The 16,977-nt window shown below is 65.7% G+C and carries 18 protein-coding genes; 15 read left to right on the top strand and 3 right to left on the bottom strand.

Going from position 1 to position 16,977, the window contains the following annotated elements:
* Window positions 1–98: 98 nt before the first annotated feature.
* Together F3H96_RS18885 and hrcA are read right to left on the bottom strand one after the other, a co-directional pair.
* Window positions 99–296: a hypothetical protein gene (locus tag F3H96_RS18885; RefSeq protein ID WP_149803234.1), complete on the bottom strand. Its 198-nt coding sequence runs from the start codon at window positions 294–296 to the stop codon at window positions 99–101.
* A 134-nt stretch (window positions 297–430) separates the two neighbouring features.
* A complete protein-coding gene (gene hrcA / locus F3H96_RS18880; RefSeq protein ID WP_149803233.1) occupies window positions 431–1,513 on the bottom strand; it encodes a heat-inducible transcriptional repressor HrcA in 1,083 nt (360 codons plus the stop codon).
* 153 nt (window positions 1,514–1,666) lie between these two features.
* Between hrcA and rph the strand changes: the two genes are divergently transcribed.
* The 7 genes from rph to F3H96_RS18840 all read left to right on the top strand — a co-directional run bounded on the left by rph (window position 1,667) and on the right by F3H96_RS18840 (window position 6,771).
* A complete protein-coding gene (rph, locus tag F3H96_RS18875) occupies window positions 1,667–2,383 on the top strand; it encodes a ribonuclease PH (protein ID WP_027169620.1) in 717 nt (238 codons plus the stop codon).
* Window positions 2,384–2,620: 237 nt separating this feature from the next.
* The gene (locus tag F3H96_RS18865; RefSeq protein ID WP_149803232.1) at window positions 2,621–3,031 is read left to right on the top strand and encodes a VOC family protein; all 411 of its coding nucleotides are present in this window, start codon (window positions 2,621–2,623) and stop codon (window positions 3,029–3,031) included.
* Window positions 3,031–3,732, top strand: a complete 702-nt coding sequence (rdgB, locus tag F3H96_RS18860) for an RdgB/HAM1 family non-canonical purine NTP pyrophosphatase (protein ID WP_149803231.1) — start codon at window positions 3,031–3,033, stop codon at window positions 3,730–3,732. Before F3H96_RS18865 ends, rdgB begins: the two co-directional genes overlap by 1 nt.
* Complete coding sequence (hemW, locus tag F3H96_RS18855) at window positions 3,729–4,901, top strand: radical SAM family heme chaperone HemW (protein WP_188131455.1); 1,173 nt, start codon at window positions 3,729–3,731, stop codon at window positions 4,899–4,901. Before rdgB ends, hemW begins: the two co-directional genes overlap by 4 nt.
* A 161-nt stretch (window positions 4,902–5,062) precedes the next feature.
* Window positions 5,063–5,494: a hypothetical protein gene (locus tag F3H96_RS30600; RefSeq protein ID WP_188131454.1), complete on the top strand. Its 432-nt coding sequence runs from the start codon at window positions 5,063–5,065 to the stop codon at window positions 5,492–5,494.
* Window positions 5,495–5,504: 10 nt separating this feature from the next.
* On the top strand, window positions 5,505–6,401 hold the full coding sequence (gene rsmI / locus F3H96_RS18845) for a 16S rRNA (cytidine(1402)-2'-O)-methyltransferase (RefSeq protein WP_149803229.1): 897 nt from the start codon (window positions 5,505–5,507) through the stop codon (window positions 6,399–6,401).
* Window positions 6,394–6,771: a YraN family protein gene (locus F3H96_RS18840; protein ID WP_188131453.1), complete on the top strand. Its 378-nt coding sequence runs from the start codon at window positions 6,394–6,396 to the stop codon at window positions 6,769–6,771. The genes rsmI and F3H96_RS18840 overlap by 8 nt, the downstream gene beginning before the upstream one ends.
* 226 nt (window positions 6,772–6,997) lie before the next feature.
* Here F3H96_RS18840 and F3H96_RS18830 read toward each other — a convergent pair whose 3' ends face one another.
* Window positions 6,998–7,804, bottom strand: a complete 807-nt coding sequence (locus F3H96_RS18830) for an undecaprenyl-diphosphate phosphatase (RefSeq protein WP_149803227.1) — start codon at window positions 7,802–7,804, stop codon at window positions 6,998–7,000.
* A gap of 211 nt (window positions 7,805–8,015) precedes the next feature.
* On the opposite strand from F3H96_RS18830, the gene F3H96_RS18825 reads away from it, so the two are divergent.
* From F3H96_RS18825 to F3H96_RS18790, 8 genes are all read left to right on the top strand, one after another.
* Window positions 8,016–8,708 (top strand): glutathione S-transferase family protein, encoded by a 693-nt coding sequence (locus tag F3H96_RS18825; RefSeq protein ID WP_149803226.1) that lies wholly within the window; start codon window positions 8,016–8,018, stop codon window positions 8,706–8,708.
* Window positions 8,689–9,840: a tRNA epoxyqueuosine(34) reductase QueG gene (gene queG / locus F3H96_RS18820; protein ID WP_149803225.1), complete on the top strand. Its 1,152-nt coding sequence runs from the start codon at window positions 8,689–8,691 to the stop codon at window positions 9,838–9,840. The genes F3H96_RS18825 and queG overlap by 20 nt, the downstream gene beginning before the upstream one ends.
* Before the next feature lie 13 nt (window positions 9,841–9,853).
* On the top strand, window positions 9,854–10,759 hold the full coding sequence (locus tag F3H96_RS18815) for an SDR family oxidoreductase (RefSeq protein ID WP_149803224.1): 906 nt from the start codon (window positions 9,854–9,856) through the stop codon (window positions 10,757–10,759).
* 85 nt (window positions 10,760–10,844) lie between these two features.
* Window positions 10,845–11,927, top strand: coding sequence for a penicillin-insensitive murein endopeptidase (gene mepA / locus F3H96_RS18810; RefSeq protein ID WP_149803223.1), 1,083 nt, complete (start codon window positions 10,845–10,847; stop codon window positions 11,925–11,927).
* Between the two features lie 470 nt (window positions 11,928–12,397).
* Window positions 12,398–13,417, top strand: coding sequence for a glucokinase (locus tag F3H96_RS18805; protein ID WP_149803222.1), 1,020 nt, complete (start codon window positions 12,398–12,400; stop codon window positions 13,415–13,417).
* 137 nt (window positions 13,418–13,554) lie between these two features.
* The gene (locus F3H96_RS18800; protein ID WP_149803221.1) at window positions 13,555–15,399 is read left to right on the top strand and encodes an ABC transporter ATP-binding protein; all 1,845 of its coding nucleotides are present in this window, start codon (window positions 13,555–13,557) and stop codon (window positions 15,397–15,399) included.
* Window positions 15,396–16,217, top strand: coding sequence for a 4-hydroxy-tetrahydrodipicolinate reductase (gene dapB / locus F3H96_RS18795; protein WP_149803220.1), 822 nt, complete (start codon window positions 15,396–15,398; stop codon window positions 16,215–16,217). The genes F3H96_RS18800 and dapB overlap by 4 nt, the downstream gene beginning before the upstream one ends.
* Before the next feature lie 89 nt (window positions 16,218–16,306).
* Window positions 16,307–16,927: a 2,3-bisphosphoglycerate-dependent phosphoglycerate mutase gene (locus tag F3H96_RS18790; protein ID WP_149803219.1), complete on the top strand. Its 621-nt coding sequence runs from the start codon at window positions 16,307–16,309 to the stop codon at window positions 16,925–16,927.
* Window positions 16,928–16,977: the final 50 nt, after the last annotated feature.

Here is a 16,977-nt window from a genome sequence, read left to right as displayed (position 1 = left end):
AATGCACCCGTCGAGCTTCAATGGAGCATCAACGAACGACAGGATATCGGGCAGGCACCGTGAAAGAGAAGCGTGCGCGCGTGGATTTGAGGAGCTGCTCAGCTCTCTTCCACGTCCAGATCGTCGTCGAGCTGCTTTTCCAGCGCGACCAGATCGGCCGGCAACGGCAGGCCCATGGCGCGCAGCTGCCTGAACTTCTCGCGCAGCTGCTCCTGGATCTCGTGCTCGTCCTCGGGCTGATTGACCATTTCCTGGAGCAGAAGGTCGATCTGGGCCTTGAGTGATTCCAGCGCCATGTTTGCCTCCCTCGCGATAAAGCGGTTCGCCGTTTGACGGAAACGGCGAACCGCCTCTATCTCTTAGTATATACGCAATTCCGGACGGAGCCCCGTAACACTTTCCTGGATTTGCGCTTCCTTGCACGCCGCTGCTATCTGAGCATGCGTGAAATCAGCTGCGCGGTATAGTCGACCATCGGTACGATGCGGGCGTAATTCAGGCGCGTCGGGCCGATGACGCCGAGCGCGCCGATGACGCGGGCATCCTTGTCGCGATAGGGCGCGACGACCAGCGACGAGCCGGAGAGCGAAAACAGCTTGTTCTCCGAGCCGATGAAGATGCGCACGCCGGGCCCTTCCTCGGCAAGGTCGAGCAGCTGCAAGAGCCCATCCTGGGTCTCCAGGTCCTCGAACAGATGGCGCAGCAATTCGAGATCGGCCTGGGCGGTGACGTTCTCCAGAAGGTTGGCGCGGCCGCGCACGATGAGGCGCGCCGGCAGGCCGCTTTCGGCGCCGGCCCAGACCGCCAGGCCTTTCTCGACCAGGTCCTGCGACAGCGTGTCGAGCGCCGCCCTGGTCTCGTCCTTGATGCGGGCGATCTCGATACGGGCCTCGGCCAGCGTGCGGCCTCTGATATGCGCGTTGAGGAAGTTCGACGCCTCGTGCAATTGCGAGACGGTGATGCCGGCCGGCAGGTCGACGACGCGATTCTCGACATCGCCGTTCTGCGACACGAGCACGGCAAGCGCCTTGGTCGGTTCGAGCTGGATGAATTCGATGTGCTTCAGCGCCACCTCGTTCTTGGAGGCGAGCACCAGCCCGGCGCCGCGCGACATGCCGGACAGCATCTGGCTGGCCTCGGTCAGCATATGCTCCAGCGTCGCGCCGGAACCGGAGGCGCGCACCTGCGCCTCGATGGTGCGGCGCTCGTCGTCGGAAAGGTCGCCGAGCTCCATGAAAGCATCGACGAAGAAACGCAGGCCGGTCTGCGTCGGCAAGCGCCCGGCCGAAATGTGCGGCGCGTAGATCAGGCCCAGATGCTCGAGGTCGCTCATCACGTTGCGGATGGTGGCGGGCGACAGCGATGAGGGCAGGATGCGCGACAGGCTGCGCGAGCCGACCGGCTCGCCGTCGCGCAAATAGGATTCGACAATCCGCCGGAAAATATCGCGCGAGCGCGTGTCGAGTGACTGGACTACCGGCGACTGCGACGTCGGATCGACTGGTTTGTTCATTCCGGCGAGAAACCTCCTATAGAAAGATATAGACTTAAGCCGTCCTGGCGCAACCCGGCCGTTTTATCCTGCGCCGTCCTTTTCCTTTGCGACTTGGGCTGCATGCGTCTACAAGCCGGCCACGATTGCGGAACCGAGAAGAAAGCAGGCCGAATGCGCCCCTCCAAACGCCAAGCCGACGAAATGCGCGCCATCTCCTTCGAGCGCGGCGTCTCCAAGCACGCCGAAGGCTCGTGCCTGGTGAAATTCGGCGACACGCATGTGCTGTGCACGGCGAGCCTGGAGGAAAAGGTGCCGGCCTGGATGCGCAATTCCGGCAAGGGCTGGGTGACGGCCGAATACGGCATGCTGCCGCGATCGACCGGCGAGCGCATGCGGCGCGAGGCCTCCGCCGGCAAGCAGGGCGGCCGCACGCTGGAGATCCAGCGGCTGATCGGCCGGAGCTTGCGCGCTGTGGTCGACCTGCAGGCGCTGGGCGAACAGCAGATCACCGTCGACTGCGACGTCATCCAGGCCGATGGCGGCACCCGCACGGCCTCGATCACCGGCGGCTGGGTGGCGCTCTACGATTGCCTGCGCTGGATGGAAGCGCGCCAGATGGTCAGTGTCGCCAAGGTGCTGAAGGATCATGTCGCGGCGATCTCCTGCGGCATCCATGACGGCCAGCCGGTCATCGATCTCGACTATCTGGAGGATTCCTCCGCCGGCACCGACGCCAATTTCGTCATGACCGGAAAGGGCGGCATCGTCGAGATCCAGGGCACGGCCGAGGGCGAGCCGTTTTCCGAGGAGCAATTCGCGGCGCTGATGGGACTGGCCAAGAAAGGGATTTCGCGGCTGGTGAGCCTGCAGCAGATGGCGGTTGCGTAAATCTGAAATGTCGAGCTTGGGCGCCCCCCTCTGTCCTGCCGGACATCTCCCCCCCAAGGGGGAAGATTGGCAGCTTCCGCGCTCCGCTCAGCCCTGCAACGAAGGTGATTGGCGAAAGCCGCAATGGCGGCTGATCTCCCCCATTGTGGGGGGTGAGGAGTGGTCCGCGAAGCGGACGCAAAGCCAATTGCTTGGCTTTGCGAACGACGAACGCCCGAGGGCAGAGGGGGGCGCCTCGTGACTCCCTCGGGGATTCTGGAATCGGCCCTCTACGTCACGGACTTGCATGCCGCCGAAGGCTTCTACCGCGACATCATCGGCCTCGAGCCGCTGGGCAAGGTCGAGGGTCGCCACGTGTTCTTCCGCTGCGGCAACGGGGTGCTGCTTCTGTTCAACGCGGAGGCGACCAAAATCCCGCCGGCGCCGGACGCCAAGCTGAAGGTGCCGCCGCACGGCACGGCCGGCGAAGGCCATCTCTGCTTCACGGCCAGCGCCGAGGAAATCGCGGCGTGGCGCAAGCATCTGGCGGCAAACAACGTCGCCATCGAAAGCGATTTCGAATGGCCGCAGGGCGGCCACTCGATCTATATCCGCGACCCGTCGGGCAATTCGATCGAGTTCGCCGAGCCAAGGATCTGGGGTTTCTGATGCATTCCCTCAACGGAAAGAAGATCGTCGTCGCCAGCCACAATCAAGGCAAGCTGCGCGAGTTCGCCGACCTGATGGCGTCGTTCGGCTTCGAGGCGAAGCCGGCCAAGGAGTACGGCCTGCCGGAACCGGAGGAAAGCGGCACCACTTTCGAGGAAAACGCCTACATCAAGGCATATGCCGCGGCCAAGGCCACCGGCCTGCCGGCGCTGTCGGACGATTCCGGGCTCTGCGTCGACGCGCTCGACGGCGCGCCGGGGGTCTACACCGCCAACTGGGCCGAGAAGCCGGACGGCAGCAGGGATTTCGGCATGGCCATGGAGAAGACCGAAGCGGCGCTGCGGGAAGCCGGCGCGACCGAGCCGGCGCAGCGCACCGGCCGCTTCGTGGCCGTCATCTGCCTGGCTTTTCCGGACGGCGAGGCGGAGTATTACAGGGGCGAAGCGGAAGGCACGCTGGTGTGGCCGCCGCGCGGCACGCTCGGCTTCGGCTACGATCCGGTGTTTTTGCCCAATGGTTTCGACAAGACCTTCGGCGAGATGAGCGCGGAGGACAAGCACGGCTGGAAGCCCGGCCAGGCGACAGCGCTTTCGCACCGCGCCCGCGCGTTCCAGAAATTCGCACAAGCGCGACTGGATTTGGCCCGATTGGATCCGGCCCGAATGGAGTCGACCCCATCGGCGCGATCGGGATCGGCATGAGCACAGTGACCATACCGCTTGACCGAGGCCCTGGCTTCGGCGTCTACATCCACTGGCCGTTCTGCGCGGCCAAGTGCCCTTACTGCGACTTCAACAGCCACGTCCGCCACCAGCCGGTCGACCAGGAGCGTTTTGCCCGTGCGTTCGAGACCGAATTGGCGACCATGCGCGCCCGCACCGGGCCGCGCGAGGTGACCAGCGTCTTCCTCGGCGGCGGCACCCCGTCGCTGATGAAGCCGGAAACGGTCGGCGCTGTGCTCGAGGCGGTGGCAAAGAACTGGACGGTGCCGGCCGGCATCGAGGTGACGCTGGAAGCCAACCCGTCCTCGGTCGAGGCCGAACGTTTCCGCGGCTACCGCGCCGCCGGCGTCAACCGCGTGTCGCTGGGCGTGCAGGCGCTGAACGACAAGGACCTGCGCTTCCTCGGGCGATTGCACAATGTCGAGGAGGCGTTGTCGGCAATAGGCCTGGCGCGGGAGATATTCCCCCGCCTCTCCTTCGACCTGATCTACGCGCGGCCTGGCCAGACGCCGGAAGCCTGGGGGGCGGAGCTGAAGCAGGCGATCGACCACGCCGCCGACCACCTTTCGCTCTACCAGCTCACCATCGAGGAGGGCACGCCCTTCCATGCGCTTTACGCGGCGCGCAAGTTCACGCTGCCCGATAACGACCACGCCGCCGACCTCTACGCGATGACGCAGGAGGTGACGGCAGCGCATGGCCTGCCGGCCTATGAGATTTCCAACCACGCGCAACCAGGCGCCGAGAGCCGGCACAATCTGACCTACTGGCGCTACGGCGAATATGTCGGCGTCGGCCCTGGCGCGCATGGCCGCTTCGTCGAGAACGGCCGCCGCACGGTGACAATAGCGGAGAGAATGCCGGAGACCTGGGCCAATCTGGTCGAGGCCAGGGGACACGGCGTCACCGGCGGCGAGATTCTGACCCGCGCCGAAGAAGCCGACGAATTCCTGCTTATGGGGCTGCGGCTCGCCGAGGGCATCGACCTGCAACGCTACGAGGCGCTGTCAGGGCGTGGCCTGTCCAGTTCGCGGCTCTCGGTGCTGCAGGAGGAGGGGCTGGTCGCGCCGGTCGGCAATGCCCGGCTGCGCGCCACGACCGCCGGCATGATCGTGCTGGATGCGGTGGTGGCGGATTTGGCGCGATAATCCAGCACCTTCGTCATTCTCGGGCTTGACCCGAGAATCCATGCCGTGACCTATGCGAAGGGCGCGGCGGTCCAGGATTCTGCACCGTTGGTGGCGCTTCGATGTAACGGCATGGATTCCAGGGTCTGCGCGCGTCGCTTCGCTCCTTGCTCCGCCCTGGAATGACGAAGCGTGAGCGGCCTGCGCTCATTTACAATGCTCTAAGCGTCATGCTTCTGGCGGTGCTTGCCGCGGTGCTTCTCGCCTTGCGCCTCGCCGGCACGGACCGGCTTCGCCTCGGCCTTGTCGCCGCGGCCACCTTGCTGGGCGGTTATCGGATTTGGGTGAATGCCCTCGCGGGCGGTTTTGCCTTCAAGTCGGCTGATAAAAATGTCGAAGCGATTGGGCATCGTCCGGTCCTGCCTCCTCCCGGGGAATCAGGGTTTAAATTCGCCGTTGCCGGTTTCGTTCCTCACTGTGGCGAAGGCATGGCGAGTTTCTTCGATAGACCTCACGTTTTGCAACGAGGCGTCAGTCATGCCAAACAGATCTGGTTCTTTCGCAATTCCGGACGGAAAACCGCGACACACTTTTCCTGGAATTGCTTGAAATGAGGGGCATTCGGTGACCGGCGACAAACGCAGCTATCTGATCGGGCAGAGCGAGGTCGCGGCGCGGCCGCTTGCGCCGGCGCTTTACCTGGTGGCGACGCCGATCGGCAACCTCGCAGACATCACGCTGCGGGCGCTGGAGACGCTGGCCGCCGCCGACATCGTCGCCTGCGAGGACACGCGCGTCTCGCGGGTGCTGCTCGAACGCTACGGCATCCGCCGCCGCACCACCGCCTATCATGAGCACAATGCCGCCGAGGCAGGGCCAAAACTGATCGAGGCGCTGGCGGCGGGGCAGAGCGTGGCGCTGATCTCGGACGCCGGCACGCCGCTGGTCTCGGATCCGGGCTACCGGCTGGTCGGCGAGGCGCTGGAGCAAGGCATCCGCGTGGTGCCGATTCCTGGGCCCTCAGCCGCGCTCGCCGCGCTGACCGCCTCCGGCCTGCCCTCCGATGCTTTCCTGTTCGCCGGTTTTCTGCCCACCAAGACGGGACAGCGGCTGACGAAGCTCGAAAGCCTCAAGCAGGTGCCGGCGACGCTGATCTTCTTCGAGTCGCCGCGCCGGCTGGCCGAGACGCTTGGCGCAATGGTCGAGGCGCTTGGCGGCAGTCGCCGAGGCGCGATCGGGCGCGAGCTCACGAAGACGTTCGAGGAGATGCGCACCGGAACGCTGGGGGAGCTTGCCGACCACTACGCGGCGGCCGACACGCCAAAGGGCGAGATCGTCATTTGCGTCGGCCCGCCGGAAGCGATGGAGGAGCAGCCGGCGGACATCGACCGCCTCCTGCTCTCGCTCGCCGCCGAAATGCCGGCGTCGAAGGCAGCGGCCGAGGCCGCGAAGATGACCGGCGGCCAGAAGCAGGCGCTGTATCGGCGGCTCTTGGAACTGAAGGATGCCGGCGGTGGCTGAACGCACCGTCGGCCATCGCCGAAAAGCCTATCGGCGCGGCCATCGCGGCGAGTGGCTGGCGGCGCTGGCGCTGATGCTGAAAGGCTATCGCATCCTCGCCCGCCGACATCGCACCAAGCTCGGCGAGATCGACCTGATCGCCCGGCGCGGCGACCTCGTGCTGTTCGTCGAGGTCAAGGCGCGACGGACGCTGATCGAGGCGATGGAAGCGATCGGCCAAGAATCGGAGCGCCGCATCGAGGGCGCGGCGGATTTATGGCTGTCGCGCCAGCCGGATTACGGGCGGCTTTCGATGCGTTTCGACATGGTGGCCGTGCTACCCTGGCGCTGGCCGGTGCATGTCGAGAACGCGTTTTATGGAAGGAATTGAGGGCCTATCCTACGAGATGTCGGCGGGACAGCGCCCCCTCTGGCCTGCCGGCCATCTCCCCCACGAGGGGGGAGATCAGATTTCGCTGTCGCTTTCGCCAATCATCCGCGTTGTAGAGTCGGCGGGGCGCCGAAGCTGCCAATCTCCCCCCTCGTGGGGGAGATGCCCGGCAGGGCAGAGGGGGGCGCGAAGGAACTCGGCGTTACCCAATGAGCGGCCCTGCCGCTCACCCCCAGACCATCAGCGCCGCCAGCCCGACGATACCCACCACAAGCCGCCACCAACCGAACAGCGCGTAGCCGTTGCGTGAGACGTAACCAAGCAGGAAGCGGACCACGAGCAACGCGGTGACGAAGGCGGCGACGAAGCCGATGGTGATGATCGGCAGGTCGGCCGAAGTCAGCACGTTGCGGTTCTTGTAGAGGTCGAAGGCGAAGGCGCCGACCATGGTGGGCATGGCGAGGAAGAACGAGAATTCGGCCGCCGCGCGCTTGTCGACGCCCATCAGCAACGCGCCGACGATGGTCGAGCCCGAGCGCGAGGTGCCGGGGATCAGCGACAGGCACTGGAACAGGCCGATCTTCAGGTAAAGGCTGGTCGGGAAGCGCTCGACATCGTGATGGACCGGCTTGAAGTTGATGCGGTCGACGACGAGCAGCACCACGCCGCCGATGATCAGCATGATGCAGATCAGCCGCGGCGATTCGAACAGGATGGTCTTGATGAAATCATGCGCCAGCGCGCCGATGACCGCGGCCGGCAGGAAGGCGATGAGGATGCCGATGACGAAATGCCGGGTCTGCGGGTCGCCGGGCAGCTTGACAAGCATCAGCCAGAGCCGGCTGAAATAGACGCTGAGGATGGCCAGGATCGCGCCGAGCTGGATCAGGATCTCGAAGGCCTTGCCGGTGGAATGGAAGCCGAGGAAATGGCCGGCAAGCAGGATGTGGCCGGTCGAGGACACCGGGATGAACTCGGTCAGGCCCTCCAAAAGCCCAAGCAGCAGCGCTTCGACGATGGTCTGGCTTTCCATGGCAACCTCTGCTTTCGAATGACGGCTTGAGCATGATGCCGAAAAGTGTGAAGCGGTTTTCGGACGACATCATGCTCCAAGGGACGGGCTTGCTTGTCATGGCGCGGAAGTCCCCCTATAGGTCGCAGCACCATGACCGCCCTGGAATCGGGCGGCCAAGACTTACCGGCGCCGTTAGCGATTCGCCAGTGCGCCCTATCATCGCGGAACCATGCTGACGCTTTTCCATCATCCGATGTTCGCCACCTGCCGGTTCGTCCGCCTCGCCTTCGGCGAGTATGGCGAGGAGCTGGCGCTGATCGAGGAAAAGCCTTGGACGCGACGCAAGGAGTTCCTGGCGCTGAACCCGGCCGGCACGCTGCCGATCCTGCTTGCCGAAGGCGACGTGCCGATCGTCGGCGCCATGGTGATCGCCGAGTACCTCGACGAGACGCGCGGCGTCTTGAAGCGCGACAAGCGCCTGTTCGCCGAAGACCCGATGCAGCGCGCCGAAATCCGCCGGCTGACCGACTGGTATCTCAGCAAGGCCGAAAGCGAGGTCACCCGCCACCTGGTGCGCGAGCGCGTGCTGAAGCCGGTGATGCCCGAGACCGCCGGAGGCGGCTCGCCGGATTCGGCGGCGATCCGCGCCGCGCGCTCCAACATCCGCCAGCACATGAAATACACCAATTGGCTCGCCGGCACCCGCCATTGGCTGGCCGGCAGCAAGGTGACCTATGCCGATCTCGCGGCGGCGGCGACGCTTTCGGTGCTCGATTATCTCGGCGAGATCGACTGGCGCGAGCATACCGCCGCGCGCGAATGGTACACGCGGGTGAAATCGCGGCCGTCGTTCAGGCCGCTGCTCTCCGACCGGGTGCGTGGCCTGTCTCCGGTGTCGCATTATGCGGACCTCGACTTCTGATAAGCTGCGCGCGCTGATCGACGCGGAGGCACGCCGCGCCGGCTTCGACGCGGTCGCCGTCACCCGGCCGGACGCGATCCCGCTGGCGCCGGCAAGGCTCGCCGAATTCGTATCCGACGGTTTTCACGGCTCGATGGAGTGGATCGCCGAAACGATTCAGCGGCGGGCCGAACCCTCGGAACTGTGGCCCGAGGTGCGCTCGATCATCGTCCTGGCCATGAATTACGGCCCGGACCGCGATCCGCGCGATATCCTTGCAAAGCGCGACCGCGGCGCGATCTCCGTCTATGCGCAAAACCGCGACTATCACGACGTGATGAAGGGCCGGCTGAAGGAGATCGCCGGCAAGATCGTCGCCCGCGCCGGCGGCGACGTGAAGGTGTTCGTCGATACGGCGCCTGTCATGGAAAAGCCGCTGGCGGAAGCGGCGGGGATAGGCTGGCAGGGCAAGCACACCAATCTGGTGAGCCGCGCGCATGGTTCATGGCTGTTCCTCGGCACGATCTTCACCACCGCCGAGCTGGAACCGGACAAAGCCGAGATCGACCATTGCGGCTCCTGCCGCGCCTGCCTCGACATCTGCCCGACCGATGCGTTCCCGGCGCCCTACCGGCTCGACGCGCGGCGCTGCATCTCCTACCTCACCATCGAGAACAAAGGGCCGATCCCGCGCGAGTTCCGCGAAAAGATCGGCAACCGCATCTATGGCTGCGACGATTGCCTAGCCGCCTGTCCGTGGAACAAGTTTGCAAGTGCTGCCGCGGAAGCGAAGCTTGCCGCCCGCGACGATTTGCGCGAGCCGCCGCTTTCGCAGCTGCTTGCGCTCGACGACGCGGCGTTCCGGTCCTTCTTCTCGGGCTCGCCGATCAAGCGCATCGGCCGCGACCGCTTTATCCGCAACGTGCTGATCGCCGCCGGCAATTCGAGCGACGCGTCGCTCGTACCGATCGTCCGTGGTCTGCTCGGCGATGCCGCGCCGCTGGTGCGGGGTGCGGCAATCTGGGCCCTGTCGCGGCTGCTCTCCGACCGCGAATTTGGCGACCTTGCCGCTACGGCTTCGAAGGCCGAAACCGATGCGGCCGTCCGAGAGGAATGGCTGGCGGCGCCGGCACATTCCGCAAGGGCCGATTGATAGGGGTACACTGATGGGCGAAAGACGCTTCTTGATCTTCGGCGCCGGCTATTCCGGCAAGGCTTTCGCGCGGGCCAACGAGCAGCACGCACCGGTCTTCGGCACGACCCGGGCGCCGGAGAAGTTCGAAGCGCTGAGATCGGCCGGCATCGAGCCGCTGCAATTCGATGGCTCGCTGTCGCCCGACCTCGGCGACGCCCTTGCAAGGACGACGCATCTCATCGTCTCGATCGCTCCCGACGAAGCCGGCGACCCGGTGCTCAACGCCGCCGGCGAAACGATCCGGGCAAATATGCCGGCGCTGGAATGGATCGGCTATCTTTCCACCGTCGGCGTCTATGGCGACCATGGCGGCGCCTGGGTGGACGAGACCAGCGTGTGCAAGCCGGTGTCGAAGCGCTCGGTGATGCGGGTGGCGGCCGAACAGGAATGGCTGGGGCTGGGCCGCGAGATGGCAAAGCCGGTGGCGGTGCTGCGGCTGTCCGGCATCTTTGGCCCCGGCCGCAACGTGCTGGCCAATCTCGAGGACGGCACGGCGCGGCGGCTGGTCAAGCCCGACCAGGTGTTCAACCGCATCCATTGCGCCGACATCGCCGGCGCGCTTTGGCATCTGGCCGCAAACGATCTCGGCGGGATTTTCAACGTCACCGACGACGAGCCGGCGCCGCCGCAGGATGTCGTCGCCTATGCCGCCGGGCTGATGGGTATCGAGCCGCCGCCCGAAATTGCCTTCGAAACCGCCCAACTTTCGCCTATGGCGCGTTCTTTCTATGGCGAGAACAAACGCGTCGCCAACAGGGCGATCAAGGCGGCCGGCTACCGCTTCCGGTTTCCGAACTATCGCGTGGCGCTGGAGCGGATGTGGGCCGACGGCAACTGGCGGGACGGAGAGCCGCGCAGCCCGATGAACCGCTCGTGATCGAAGCGCCGCGCGCGGCGTGGTATGATTCGCACTCAGAGAGTGCGTCGCGCCAACGAATTTGACTGGATGGGGACCCGGCCCGATGACGTTGCGATCGCTGCCCGACAGGAAGCCGTTCCTGACCGCCGCGCTGGCGCTGGTGACTTTAGCCGCGCTGGCGGCGGCCGCGATTTCGGCCGAACCCCGCGCGAAGGACCTGTTCGGCGCCAGGAAGCTGCCGGCCGTCGCGCCGGCGCAATCCTTCGGCTTCTACTCCAAGGGCTGCTTCACCGGCGGCGTGGCGCTGCCGATGGACGGCCCGACCTGGGAAGTGATGCGTCCGTCGCGCAACCGCCGCTGGGGCCATCCGGCGATGATCGCGCTGATCGAAAAACTGTCGCGCGATGCGGTCGCGGACGGCTGGCCGGGTCTTTTGATCGGCGACGTTTCGCAGCCGCGCGGCGGGCCGATGATGACGGGCCATGCCTCGCACCAGATCGGGCTGGACGCCGACATCTGGTTGACACCGATGCCGAAGCGGCCGCTGACCACGGCGCAGCGCGAGACCATCAGCGCGACACTGATGGTCGACGAAAAGACGCATCTGGTGAAGGACGCGCTGTGGACGCCGCAGCACACACGTCTCCTGAAGCGCGCGGCCAGCTACGCGGAGGTCGAGCGCATCCTGGTCAACCCCGGCATCAAGAAGAAGCTCTGCGACACCGTCACCGGCGACCGCTCCTGGCTGCGCAAGATCCGGCCGTTCTGGGGCCACGACTATCACTTCCACATGCGCATCGGCTGCCAGCCGGGGTCGCCCTTGTGCAAGGCGCAGGAGGCGACGCCGGAGGACGACGGCTGCGGCAAGCCGCTTGCCTGGTGGTTCACCGAGGAGCCGTGGCGGCCGAACAAGAACCCTGACGCGCCCAAGGCGCGCGACCTGATGACGATGGCCAATTTGCCGAAGCAATGCCAGGATGTGCTGAACGCGCCCGATGCGCCTTCGCTGGAGGCGGTGACCTATCATGACGGCGGCGCGGCGGCGGTCGCCGTGGCCGAACCGCAGCCGACCGAGCCGGTGCAAACGATCTCGAGCGAGAACGCGGCGCTTCCGGCGGCGGCAAGCGCTTTTGCGCCAACGCCCGCGATCGGCATCCCGCTGCCAAGACCCAGACCGGGGAACTAGTGGCACTGCACAGGGATTTTGACCGGTCGGCTCTGTTTGCGGTGGCAGGTGGCATGTGTTGGAGATTGCCCGAAACGCCCATCGCGATCGTCATTCTAGGGCGGAGCAGGAGCGAAGCTCCGTCGCGAAGACCCTAGAATGACGACGTTGAGCGGCTTCAACCAATCCCCGGCGTTTGCGCTGATTTCACGGAAATGAACGGAAAATCGTGCACCAAGACAAACGGCAACCTTTCAAAATCCCTGTGTCGGGGAACTAGCGCGTTCCACCGTTTCACGAAACGGCGAAACGCCCTATCTCTTCGCTTTGACGCAATTCCGGACGGAAGGTTACGGCGAAGGCGCCGAGCCTAACCGCTCACACTTCCTGGAATTGCCCTAAGGCGCAAGCGGGCTTCCCCTTTGCGGGGTCATGCGCTAGTCAATCGATTGAAACGGCGCAGTGGCGCCGCAACGAGGACGATCAAGAGCATGGCAGGCGAAGACGAGAAGGGGCTGCGATTTCCGGTCCTGATCGGCGACATTGGCGGCACCAATGCGCGCTTCTCCATCGTGCTCGACGCCAATTCCGAAGCGACCGAGCCGCAAATCGTCCAGACCGCCAATTTCAAGACCATCGACGAAGCGATCCAGGCGGCGGTGCTCGACCGTTCGTCGATCCAGCCGAATTCGGCGGTGCTGGCGGTGGCAGGCCCGGTTGACGGCGACGAGATCCGTCTCACCAATTGCCCCTGGGTGGTCAAGCCGCACCAGATGTTCGCCAATCTGGGCCTGAGCGAAGTGGTGGTTCTCAACGATTTCGAGGCGCAGGCACTGGCCGTTGTGGCGCTCGGCGAAGAGCATATGGAAAAGATCGGCGGCGGCACGCCGGAGCTCAATGCCGGGCGCGTCGTGCTCGGCCCGGGAACCGGGCTCGGCGTCGCCGGCCTGATCTACGCGCTCCACCACTGGATCCCGGTGCCGGGCGAGGGCGGGCACATGGATATCGGTCCGCGCACGGCGCGCGACTTCGAAGTGTTCCCGCATATCGACAAGCTGGAAGGCCGCATCTCCGGCGAGCAGATCCTGTGCGGGCGTGGACTGGTCAATGTCTATCGCGCCGTGGCCAAGGCCGACGCCAGGCCGGCGCCGTTCACCACGCCTGCCGAGGTCACCGCGGCGGCGCTGTCCAAATCCGATCCGGTGGCGGAGGAGGCGCTGGCGCTGTTCGTCACCTGCCTCGGCCGAACCGCGGGCGATCTGGCGCTGGTGTTCATGAGCCGCGGCGGCGTCTTCCTCACCGGCGGCATCGCGCAAAAAATCGTGCCGGCGCTGAAAGCCGGCAATTTCCGCGCCGCCTTCGAGGACAAGGCGCCGCACAGCGCGCTGATGCGCGAAATACCGGTCTATGTCATCACCCATCCGCTGGCGGCGCTGCTCGGGCTTGCCGCCTATGCCAGGACGCCGTCGCTGTTCGGCGTGCAGACGGCGGGCCGGCACTGGCGGGCATAGGGGTTTCGGGCTTCCGGCAACCGCCCGCCAGGCCTGGATCCGGAACCGCGACGAAGTTTCGCCATAGGCAAGCCGTAGCCGGGACGCTAAGAGGGTGCCGAATTGCGGCCCGAAGAGAACCACGAAGCGCTTCCGATTTGACAAACCCAAGCAAGCCAAAAGCCCGGCCAGGCGAAGTCACGGCGGTGCTGCGCCGTATCATCGCGGAAAACGGTCGCGACCATCGCTGGTCGTATGCGGTCGTCATCGTCTGTTCGCTGCTGGTTTCGGGCGCGACCGCCTTCTCGGCCTGGGTCATGGCGCCGATGGTCAACGAGATCTTCTACGAACGGCGCGGCGACGCGATCGTCTGGATCTGCGCCGGCTTCATGGGCGCCTTCATCGTGCGCGGCTTCGCCGGCTACGGCCAGGCGATTGCCTTGGCCACGATCGGCAACAATCTCGTTGCCCGCTACCAGAAGCGCATCTTCGACCATCTGATGCGGCTCGGCGTCGATTTCTTCAGCGACACACGTTCCGGCCGCCTGGCTGCGCAGGTGGACGAGAATGTCGGCGGCATCCGCGACCTGCTGTCCTTGACATTGATTTCGATCACCCGCGACGCGGTGACACTGGTCGGCCTCGTCGCCCTGATGGTCTACCAGGATCCGGTCCTGTCGCTCAGCTCCCTGCTGATCGGGCCGCCGCTGATCTGGGCCGTCGTCTACATCACCCGCCGGGTGCGCAAGATCAACCGGGAGTCCGTGCTGATCAACTCGCGGCTGACCGGGTCCATCCAGGAGGCCACGCAAGGCATCGCCATCGTCAAGGCCTTCACCATGGAGGACGAGCTGGCGCGCCGCATCGGCATCATGGCCGACACGGCCGAGCAGCGCAGCAACAAGATCGCCCGCGTCTCGGAGCGGCTGTCGCCGATTTCGGACATGCTGGCCGGCCTCGCCGTCACCGCCGTCATCGCTTATTCCGGCTATCGGGCACTGGTGCTGGGCCAGCCGCCGGGCGCGGTGTTTTCCTTCATCACCGCGCTGATCCTTGCCTATGATCCGGCGCGGCGCTTGGCGCGCATGCAGGTGACGATGGAACGCGCGCTGGTCAATGCGCGCATGATCTACGAGCTGCTCGACCTCGAGCCGAAGCAGAGCGACGCGACCGACGCGGTCGAGGCCAGGATCACCACCGGCGAGGTGCGCTTCAGCAATGTGACGTTCGGCTACAGCGCCGACATGCCGGTTCTGAGAGACCTGAGCTTTACCGCCGCCGCCGGTAAGGTGACGGCGGTCGTCGGCGCCTCGGGTGCCGGCAAGTCGACGATGGTGGCGCTGCTGCAGCGCTTCTACGACGTCGACATGGGCAGCATCGAAATCGACGGCCAGGACATCTCGAAGGTGACGAAGCGCTCGCTGCGCCAATCGATCGCCTATGTCTCGCAGGCGCCCTACCTGTTCGAAGGCACGATCCGCGACAACATCCGCTACGGCCGGCTCTCGGCCGCCGATGCCGAGATCGAGCAGGCGGCGAAACAGGCCGCCGCCGACGAGTTCATCCGCCAGCAGCCGCAAGGCTACGACACGCCGGTCGGCGAGAACGGCGCGACCCTTTCCGGCGGCCAGCGCCAGCGCGTCTCGATCGCGCGGGCGATCGTGCGCCAGGCGCCTATCCTTTTGCTCGACGAGGCGACCTCGGCGCTCGACAACGAGGCGGAGGCGCGCGTCCAGGAAGCGCTCACCCACGTCATGGAAGGCCGCACCACCATCGTGATCGCGCACCGGCTGTCGACCGTGGTCAATGCCGACCGCATCATCGTGCTGGAAGAAGGGCGGCTGGTCGAGGAAGGCACGCATGCCTCGCTGATGGCCGACCCGCACAGCATCTATGCCCGCTTCCATCGCATTCAGGGCAAGAAGGGGCTGGGGCTTGTCGACGACGTCAAGCCAATCCAAACTTCACAGCGCGCCAAGAAGGCGGTCGGGAGGAAGGCATGAGCGAAGCAGGCGATATGGGCCTGGTAGTGGTGGGCGCCGCCGGCCGCATGGGACAGACGCTGATTCGCGCCATCCACACCATGCCCGGCGCGCGCGTCGCCGCCGCGGTCGAGCGGCCTGGCTCACCCTATCTCGGCAAGGATGCCGGCGAGCTCGCCGGCATCGGCATCATCAACGTGCCGATCGTCGACGATCCGCTGCCGGCCTTCGCCAAGGCGAGCGGCGTGCTCGATTTCACCGCGCCAGCCGCAAGCGTCGAGTTCGCCGGCTACGCGGCACAGGCGCGCATCGTCCATGTCATCGGCACCACCGGCTGCTCGGCCGACGACGATGCCAGGATCGCGGCCGCGGCGCGCCATGCGACGATCGTCAAATCCGGCAATATGAGCCTCGGCGTCAATCTGCTGGCGGTGCTGGTCGAGCAGGCCGCGAAGGCGCTCGAGCCGGAAGATTTCGATATCGAGATCCTGGAAATGCACCACAAGCACAAGGTCGACGCGCCGTCCGGGACGGCGCTGCTGCTCGGCGGGGCGGCGGCGAAAGGGCGCGGCATCGATCTCGCCGACAACAGCGTGCGGGTGCGCGACGGCCATACCGGCGTGCGCAAGGCGGGCTCGATCGGCTTCGCGGCACTGCGCGGCGGCTCCGTCGTCGGCGACCACAGCGTGATCCTCGCCGGCACTGGCGAGCGCATCACGCTTTCCCACCACGCCGAGGACCGCGCAATCTTCGCCCGCGGCGCGGTAAAAGCCGCGCTTTGGGCGCGCGCGAAGAAGCCGGGGCTTTATTCCATGCGGGACGTGCTCGGCCTGAGCTGAGGCGGCCTGTTCTTCCAACGCAATTCCGCGCGGAAAACCGCTACATTTTCGCGGAATTGCTCAAATCCAACCACCTATCAGGAGCAAACATGTCGGGAACTCTCGTGCTTGTGCGCCACGGCCAGAGCGAATGGAACCTGAAGAACCTGTTCACCGGCTGGCGCGACGTCGACCTGACCGAGCAGGGCAATGCGGAGGCGCTTGCCGCCGGCGAGAAGCTCAAGGCGCGCGGCCTGAAATTCGACATCGCCTATACGTCGGCGCTGAAGCGGGCGCAGGAGACCTGCCAGCACATCCTCGACGTGGTCGGGCAGAGCGATCTTGAGACGATCCGCGACCAGGCGCTCAACGAGCGCGACTATGGCGACCTCTCCGGCCTCAACAAGGACGACGCGCGCAAGAAATGGGGTGAGGAGCAGGTGCATATCTGGCGCCGCTCCTACGACATCGCGCCGCCCGGCGGCGAAAGCCTGAAGGACACCGGCGCGCGTGTGTGGCCTTACTACCTGCATGACATCCAGCCGCATGTGCTGCGCGGGCAAACCGTCCTGGTCGCAGCCCACGGCAACTCGCTGCGCGCGCTGATCATGGCGCTGGACGGCAAGTCGGGCGAGGAGATCGTCAAGCTCGAGCTCGGCACCGGCGTGCCGGTGATCTACAAGCTCAACGCCGATTCCACCGTGGCAAAGAAGGACGTGCTGGAGGGGTGAGGCGGAGCTTCCTTCTCCCCGTCACTATACGGGGCGAGGGGCGCGCGCTC

This window comes from Mesorhizobium sp. NFR06, assembly GCF_900115245.1.
Lineage (GTDB): Bacteria > Pseudomonadota > Alphaproteobacteria > Rhizobiales > Rhizobiaceae > Mesorhizobium.
The sequence above is the reverse complement of the archived record's forward strand: the minus strand, read 5'-3'. Positions and strand labels throughout refer to the sequence as shown.

Bases quoted from the DNA above. Each gene is read 5' to 3' on its own strand.
- rph (WP_027169620.1), top strand. From the start codon at position 1,667: ATGCGCCCCTCCAAACGCCAAGCCGACGAAATGCGCGCCATCTCCTTC.
- F3H96_RS18815 (WP_149803224.1), top strand. From the start codon at position 9,854: ATGGGCGAAAGACGCTTCTTGATCTTCGGCGCCGGCTATTCCGGCAAG.
- F3H96_RS30600 (WP_188131454.1), top strand. From the start codon at position 5,063: ATGACGAAGCGTGAGCGGCCTGCGCTCATTTACAATGCTCTAAGCGTC.
- mepA (WP_149803223.1), top strand. From the start codon at position 10,845: ATGACGTTGCGATCGCTGCCCGACAGGAAGCCGTTCCTGACCGCCGCG.
- F3H96_RS18790 (WP_149803219.1), top strand. From the start codon at position 16,307: ATGTCGGGAACTCTCGTGCTTGTGCGCCACGGCCAGAGCGAATGGAAC.
- F3H96_RS18885 (WP_149803234.1), bottom strand. From the start codon at position 296: ATGGCGCTGGAATCACTCAAGGCCCAGATCGACCTTCTGCTCCAGGAA.
- F3H96_RS18830 (WP_149803227.1), bottom strand. From the start codon at position 7,804: ATGGAAAGCCAGACCATCGTCGAAGCGCTGCTGCTTGGGCTTTTGGAG.
- rdgB (WP_149803231.1), top strand. From the start codon at position 3,031: ATGCATTCCCTCAACGGAAAGAAGATCGTCGTCGCCAGCCACAATCAA.
- hrcA (WP_149803233.1), bottom strand. From the start codon at position 1,513: ATGAACAAACCAGTCGATCCGACGTCGCAGTCGCCGGTAGTCCAGTCA.
- hemW (WP_188131455.1), top strand. From the start codon at position 3,729: ATGAGCACAGTGACCATACCGCTTGACCGAGGCCCTGGCTTCGGCGTC.
- F3H96_RS18805 (WP_149803222.1), top strand. From the start codon at position 12,398: ATGGCAGGCGAAGACGAGAAGGGGCTGCGATTTCCGGTCCTGATCGGC.
- queG (WP_149803225.1), top strand. From the start codon at position 8,689: ATGCGGACCTCGACTTCTGATAAGCTGCGCGCGCTGATCGACGCGGAG.
- dapB (WP_149803220.1), top strand. From the start codon at position 15,396: ATGAGCGAAGCAGGCGATATGGGCCTGGTAGTGGTGGGCGCCGCCGGC.
- F3H96_RS18825 (WP_149803226.1), top strand. From the start codon at position 8,016: ATGCTGACGCTTTTCCATCATCCGATGTTCGCCACCTGCCGGTTCGTC.